The organism is Citricoccus parietis, from assembly GCF_042433045.1.
GTDB classification, from domain to species: domain Bacteria; phylum Actinomycetota; class Actinomycetes; order Actinomycetales; family Micrococcaceae; genus Citricoccus; species Citricoccus parietis.
In genome coordinates, this window is record NZ_JBHLWH010000040.1 from 1 (window position 1) to 6,068 (window position 6,068).

A 6,068-nucleotide genomic window follows, 5' to 3' on the forward strand; every position below is an offset into this window, starting at 1 on the left:
TCTCAACGGCCATAGTGGTGGCTCTGAACCACAATATTCAGTGGCTCCCAGAGGTCCGAATACTCACTCCAAGTCTCCGGAGGATTGGGCCCAGCTTCCGTCCGGGTCGGCTATCGTACAGCTCGCTCCCCCGGCCACCAGTGCCGCGTTCTTGCGCGGGCCGAGGTGAGTACCGCGTAGTTTCGGGGACCAGCAGTCTGTGGCCACCGTCTGCCACCCTCGCCGCGCTCGACTCCCGGCAAGATGCAGGTGGCTACTTCAACGTCAAACAGCAGACGGTGTGGAGGTCCTCTTGACCTCCACACCGTCGTGGCGGGGCAGACGCGGACCGCCCACCATTTCTCAATTTCACCTTCACCGTGGGCCCCAGCCCTGGAGTCACCGCACGGTGTAGTTCTCCATGTCGGGGCGCTTGGTCATGTCCCAGTACTCGACATTGAGGAACGGCATCACGAAGACCACACGTCCTCGGGAGTTGCGGTAGTAGGTGGACATTCCCGGGTGGGTCCACACCGTCCTCTCATGGATCTCGTCGACGAGCTCGTTGTACTTTTCCGTCGCCTCCGGTTTCGCGTCGATGGCGTGGTGGCCGCCCTGGAACATCTCCGTCAGCAAGCCGCGGATGTAGCGCATCTGGACTTCCATGAAGAACATGAAGCTGCCGCTTCCCGGGAACGAGTTGGGCCCGCCCAGCATGAAGAAGTTCGGGAACTCGGGGACGGACACGCCCAGGTATGCCTTGGGGTTGTCGTCCTCCCACACCTCCCGGAGCCGCACTCCGTCAACACCCCTGACATCCATAGACGAGAGGAAGCGGGTGGCCTCGAACCCGGTGGCCCAAATAAGGACGTCCGCACCGTACTCCTGACCGGATGCCGAGACCACTGCATCGGGGCGGATCTCCACGACGGACTCATCCACCAGGGTCACATGATCCTTCTTGAGAGCCGCGTACCATCCGTTGTCGAGGAGGATCCTCTTGCCAAACGGAGGATAGTCGGGGACAGCCTTCTCCAGCAGGTCCTCTCGGCCGTGGAGCTGTTCGGTGATGTATTTGGTGAAGTAGGCACGGTGACCGTCGTTGCGGGCATTCACCGACCTTTCGGGATGCTCCCACTCGGGATCGACGCGCAATGCCTCGATCACCTTGTCACCGAACTGCCAGAACAACCTCAACCAGTACCAGGCCCGATAGAGGGCACAGGACTGAAGGAGCAGGCGCAGGTCGTCGGAGATGGGCTGCTGGAACTTCTCGAAGGGGGCGACCCACTGCGGTGAGCGTTGGAAAACCGTCAGTTCGGCGGCCGTGTCCGCAATGGCAGGGACGATCTGCATGGAACTGGCACCGGTTCCCACGATGGCCACGCGCTTACCTTCCAAGTCGATCCCCTCGGGCCACTCGGCGGAGTGAAACACAGTCCCCTGGAAGGAGTCGGCTCCCGGAAGGTCCGGCCTTTTAGGCCGGTTCAGGACGCCCACGGCGCTGATGAGGACATCACAGCGGAGGGTCTCCATAGTTCCCTCGCTGTTGCGTACCTCCAGCACCCATCCGTGGGTGTCCTCTTCATACGTAGAGGTGGACACCTCGGTGCCGAAGCGGATGCGGTGACGGACGCCCAAGGCATCGATCGTCTCGTCAAAGTAGTGGTGCAGGTTGTCACGCAGCTCGAAGTGCTTCGTCCAGTCATTCTGGGCGAAGGAGAACGAATAGAGGTGGCTGGGGGTGTCCACGCCAGCCCCCGGATAGGTGTTCTGCCACCAGTTGCCACCGGCCTCCGGCTGCTTCTCCAGGATGACGTAATCGATGCCCATCTCCTCCAGCTGATGAGCAGCGACAATGCCGGCAATGCCCGCCCCGATCACCACGGCCTGATAGCCCACGGGCGCCTGGACGGAAGGTGTCTGGATTTCAGGGGCATCGGAGACCACCCGCCGGGCGAATTCGGTCGACAGCATGGGACCGTACTGGTCCCCGACCTCCTCCCCCATGCAGATGCTCATCATGCGGGTAACGAGCTCAGGACTGGGCGCTTCGATAGCGGGGTCCTCTCCTGACTGCAGCCGCAGGATGGCGTCGACCCCGGCCTCACGGACTTCTGCCTGAATGGTCTCCGGCAAGCCGCCCGAGTCATGGTCCCCCAGCCCCCGGCCACGGGTGGGAAGATAGGGGTCCTCCAGCCATTTCTCGTCCCCGGTCACCTGAAAGACCAGCATCAGCAGGGCGGGGACGTTCGCAATGGAGACGGCCGTCCGCACCTGCTGCTCGGTGAGCTCGATGTCCTCGTCAATGAGAGAACCAGTATCAGCGACGGCTCTGGTGGCAAGAGTCGGCATAGTGCCACATCCTTCGGATCAGACGGGTCGGTGGTGACCACCCGTGGTTATCAACGTGAGTATTGACCTAGAACCATGGTGAACGCCCGCGCCCCGTTTGTCAACGCTAGAGTTGACAAAAGGCACGCCTCCGGCCGCGGGGGGCCAATCGGCCCTTTAGGTGCGACCGCAACGAGACAGCCCCCCGACCGAAGGCCCGGCGATCCCGGGCCGGCTCACACCGTGCCGGCTCGAGGGCAAGAGCAGAGGAGGTCGATGGGCATGGAGCTGTGCAGCCGCAAGTGAGGGGCTGCGCGTTTCACCCCTCGGGACACCCTTCCACCGGCCGACGGGACACCACCCGGCGGGACAGTCGCTCCGAAGATCTACACCACCGTTGACAACCGGGGGTGATGTAGGCCACTCTGGTGGCCGAAGGTGGAGTGCACCGCCGACAGCCCACGGCAGTTACGCCAACCCCGGCGTGCCGCAAAGAAGGGGATTCAGAATGACGCAGAATGTAATAGGATCAGACACCCAATCCGCAGGAACCGTGCAAGTCATTGACCTGAGGAAATCCCGCAAGGCACTGATTGCAGGGTCAGCCGGCCACGCGGTCGAATGGTACGAATTCGCCATCTACGCCTACATGGCTCCAATTATCGCGCCGCTGTTCTTTCCGTCGGCGGACCCTACGGCCAGCGTTCTGGCGACCTTCTCCCTCTTCGCCCTCGCCTTTTTCCTTCGCCCTGTCGGCGCCGTCGTCTTCGGTCGTATGACCGACCGCCTCGGACGCCGACCGGTGCTGGTTCTCATCATCGGCCTCATGAGCGCTGCCACTGCTCTCATCGGCTTGCTGCCTACTTACGCGCAGATCGGCGTTTGGGCACCCATCTTGCTGACGATGTGCCGAATAGTCCAAGGCCTCTCTGCCGGCGGCGAGGTAGGCGGCGCTGTCTCCCTGGTCGTGGAGTCAGCTCCGGAAGGCAAGCGAGGCATCTACGGTGCCTGGTCCTTTGCCAGTCAAACCCTCGCGTTCGTGCTCGGTGGAGGCGTGGCCACCCTGCTCGCTCTCATCCTTCCCCCCGAGGACCTTAGTTCGTGGGGATGGCGCATCGCCTTCCTGCTCGCTCTCCCCATGGGGGCGGTCGTGCTGTACATGCGCCTCCATGTTGACGAGACGCCCCACTTCAAGAAGATGAAGGCGCAGCAACTCACGAATCCCACGGAGGCGCCGGTACTACGGCGGCAGTCCTTCTCCTACCTCTTGACCACCTTCGGCATTGTTGTGGTCTACAACGCCGTCGGGAACACGTTCATGGTTGGCATGCCGTCGTTCTTGTCCACCAGCTACTCGATGCCCTTGCTGGAGTCTTACCTTCTTGCCGTGATCACCGGGCTGACCGCCGGGCTGACCATGCCGTTCTTCGGCCGACTGTCCGACCGGGTGGGCCGCCGGCCAGTGCTCCTGGCGGGAACAGGAGCCGTCGTCGTGCTGTCCTACCCGCTCTACGCCATGATCTCGACAGGCTTCACGGGCGGGCTGATCGCCCTGATCATCGCTGGCATCCTGATTGGCGCCGTCGGCGGACCCATGCCAGCCCTGCTTTCCGAACGGTTCCCCACCCGCAGCCGCGCCACCGGCCTGTCCCTGACCTACGCTTTGTCCGTCGCCCTCTTCGGGGGGACAGCTCCGTACATCATCATCTGGCTGGCGGACATCACCGGCGACTCCCTGTCAGCGGCCTACTACACCCTCGGCTGTGCAGTCATCAGCCTCATCGCGCTGCTATGCGTGAAGGCACGCCATCGCAACGACCACCTGGGCGAACTACAGGACTGATCTCACCCGGAGCCAAGGCAAGAGGAGCCGCGGATCATCATGATCCGCGGCCCCTCCCTTGGTGCAGGAAGCTTCTGCTGCACTCACGCTGGGGTGCGTTCGGCAAACCTTGCGATCTTCGCCTGCGTCCCGGCACTGGAGGCCATGGCGGCGATGCTCTCGAGTTCGTTCTCCAGGTGACGCTCGTAGGTGACGGGCTCCCCCGGGCTCAACAGCTTCTTCGTGGGCCCTATGACCTCGGCCGAGGCCACCAAGTCCCGTGCCAGCTCACCCGCACGCTCTTGGAGACGCTCCTTCTCGACGACCTCGCTCACCAGACCCCAGTCCAGGGCCTCCTGGGCCCCGACGATCTTGCCCGCCAGACACATTTGGGCAGCACGACGCGGCCCAACGACCCGCGGGAGGAAATAGGGACGCTGGACCGCTCTTGACGGTTGGCCGAACTCCCCCGGTTTCTCCAGGAATTCGCCGGTGCAGCAACCGCGCCATCTGGTCTTATTTGCCTGTCTCGTTCGCTGGTGTCTTGATGAGCTGGGAGCTACCGAGTTGTTGAGACAAGGAACGGGTTCCAGGGGCTGGGGTATGCGCGTTACCGCCAGAAGGAGATGCCGCCGCGCCGAATCCGATGAGCGGCTGGCGATGCTCGCGCCTATAGGGACGTGCCCGCGAGCCGCCCGGCCACGCCGCTGGTGTCACTTCGCCCGGTGGCTCGGTCCTCGACAAGATGGCGCCTCGAGCCTTGCTGTTGGACCGGACCAAGCGGCGCTCCGGACCGCCCCCGACGGTCGCCGGGGTGCGCGTTCGCCATGGAGGAAACGACGGGCCGGAGGGTTTCCCGCGGAGGCAGAGAGACATAGGGTTGAAGGACTTGATCGCCGACAGAAGGGAGTGCCCATGGGACTCGGAGACAAGATCAGCAACGCGACCGACAAGGCGGTCGGAGGTGCCAAGGACAAGCTCGGCGATGCCACCGACAACCCCGATCTGCAGGCAGAGGGCAAGGCCCAGAACACCGAGGGCCACGCCAAGCAGGCCGGCGAGAGCGTCAAGGACGCTGCCAAGGACGTCAAGGACGGCCTGAAGTAGTCAGGCACACCCTCTGAACCAGCGGCTGCGGCCCCGGAACCCGTCATGGGTCCGGGGCTGCAGTGCGTTCGGGGCGGTGGTGGGCCCGCCGCAGGCGCCAGACCGCACGACCCGGCGATACGGGCTATGTCGAGACCGGAAGGTCGCGGATGCGACGGTAGAGCGTGGCTCGGGACATGCCCATGTCCCGAGCCACCTGAGCCGCGGGCCGGCCGGCTTCGACCAGGTGGGCGGCGCTGCGGATCTGAGAATCGGTGAAGGTCTGGCGCCGTCCGCCGAGGTCCTGGCCGGCGGCCCGGCGCTTTGCCACGGAGTCGGTGATGCGTTCGCGCTTGATCTCCAACTCCATCTGGGCAAGAGCGGCCATCACCGTGAAGACCATGGAACCCATCGGGGTGTGAGTGTCGACGTCTCCCCCACCGAGGTTCAGCACCCGCAGCCCCGCGCCTCGTTCTCGGAGGGTCTCGGCGAAGGCGAGCATGTTCTGGGTCGACCTACCCAACCGGTCCAACGTGGTGATCACCAAGGTGTCGCCTTCCTGCAGGGCGGCCACCGCCTTGTCGAACTTCGGCCGCGAGGCCCGAGCACCGGACACCCCGTGATCGACGTACAGGTCATCGCGCCGCACCCCGGCCGCGAGCAGGTCCTCGACCTGCCGGTCGGCGTCCTGCCGGCGGGTGGAGACCCGCGCGTATCCAATGAGCGAGTGTCTCGCAACCAACGTTGAGTACACGATTCTAGTCGCTTAGAGATTGCGCGGATAGGGGCTCAGCGCCATTGGTACTGCTTGACAGGGCGGTCATCCCACCGGAACCGGGTCCATGAT

Annotated in this window: 5 protein-coding genes; 2 read left to right on the forward strand and 3 right to left on the reverse strand. The window is 64.1% G+C overall.

The window, feature by feature from the left end:
- Positions 1-378: 378 nt before the first annotated feature.
- Positions 379-2,334, reverse strand: coding sequence for a flavin-containing monooxygenase (locus ACFFIO_RS14075; protein ID WP_159555566.1), 1,956 nt, complete (start codon positions 2,332-2,334; stop codon positions 379-381).
- Positions 2,335-2,866: 532 nt separating this feature from the next.
- Between ACFFIO_RS14075 and ACFFIO_RS14080 the strand changes: the two genes are divergently transcribed.
- Positions 2,867-4,156 carry an MFS transporter gene (locus tag ACFFIO_RS14080; protein WP_201301314.1) on the forward strand — a complete coding sequence of 430 codons (1,290 nt, stop codon included), beginning with the start codon at positions 2,867-2,869 and terminating at the stop codon, positions 4,154-4,156.
- An 83-nt stretch (positions 4,157-4,239) separates the two neighbouring features.
- Here ACFFIO_RS14080 and ACFFIO_RS14085 read toward each other — a convergent pair whose 3' ends face one another.
- Positions 4,240-4,809, reverse strand: coding sequence for an enoyl-CoA hydratase/isomerase family protein (locus ACFFIO_RS14085; RefSeq protein WP_378042748.1), 570 nt, complete (start codon positions 4,807-4,809; stop codon positions 4,240-4,242).
- Between the two features lie 241 nt (positions 4,810-5,050).
- Between ACFFIO_RS14085 and ACFFIO_RS14090 the strand changes: the two genes are divergently transcribed.
- Positions 5,051-5,242 (forward strand): CsbD family protein, encoded by a 192-nt coding sequence (locus ACFFIO_RS14090; RefSeq protein WP_159555560.1) that lies wholly within the window; start codon positions 5,051-5,053, stop codon positions 5,240-5,242.
- Between the two features lie 124 nt (positions 5,243-5,366).
- Here ACFFIO_RS14090 and ACFFIO_RS14095 read toward each other — a convergent pair whose 3' ends face one another.
- Positions 5,367-5,963 (reverse strand): recombinase family protein, encoded by a 597-nt coding sequence (locus ACFFIO_RS14095; RefSeq protein ID WP_159555558.1) that lies wholly within the window; start codon positions 5,961-5,963, stop codon positions 5,367-5,369.
- Between the last annotated feature and the right edge of the window lie 105 nt (positions 5,964-6,068).

What these genes read in the sequence shown, in the direction of transcription:
- ACFFIO_RS14090 (WP_159555560.1), top strand. Translation starts at nt 5,051, where the DNA reads ATGGGACTCGGAGACAAGATCAGCAACGCGACCGACAAGGCGGTCGGA.
- ACFFIO_RS14075 (WP_159555566.1), bottom strand. Translation starts at nt 2,334, where the DNA reads ATGCCGACTCTTGCCACCAGAGCCGTCGCTGATACTGGTTCTCTCATT.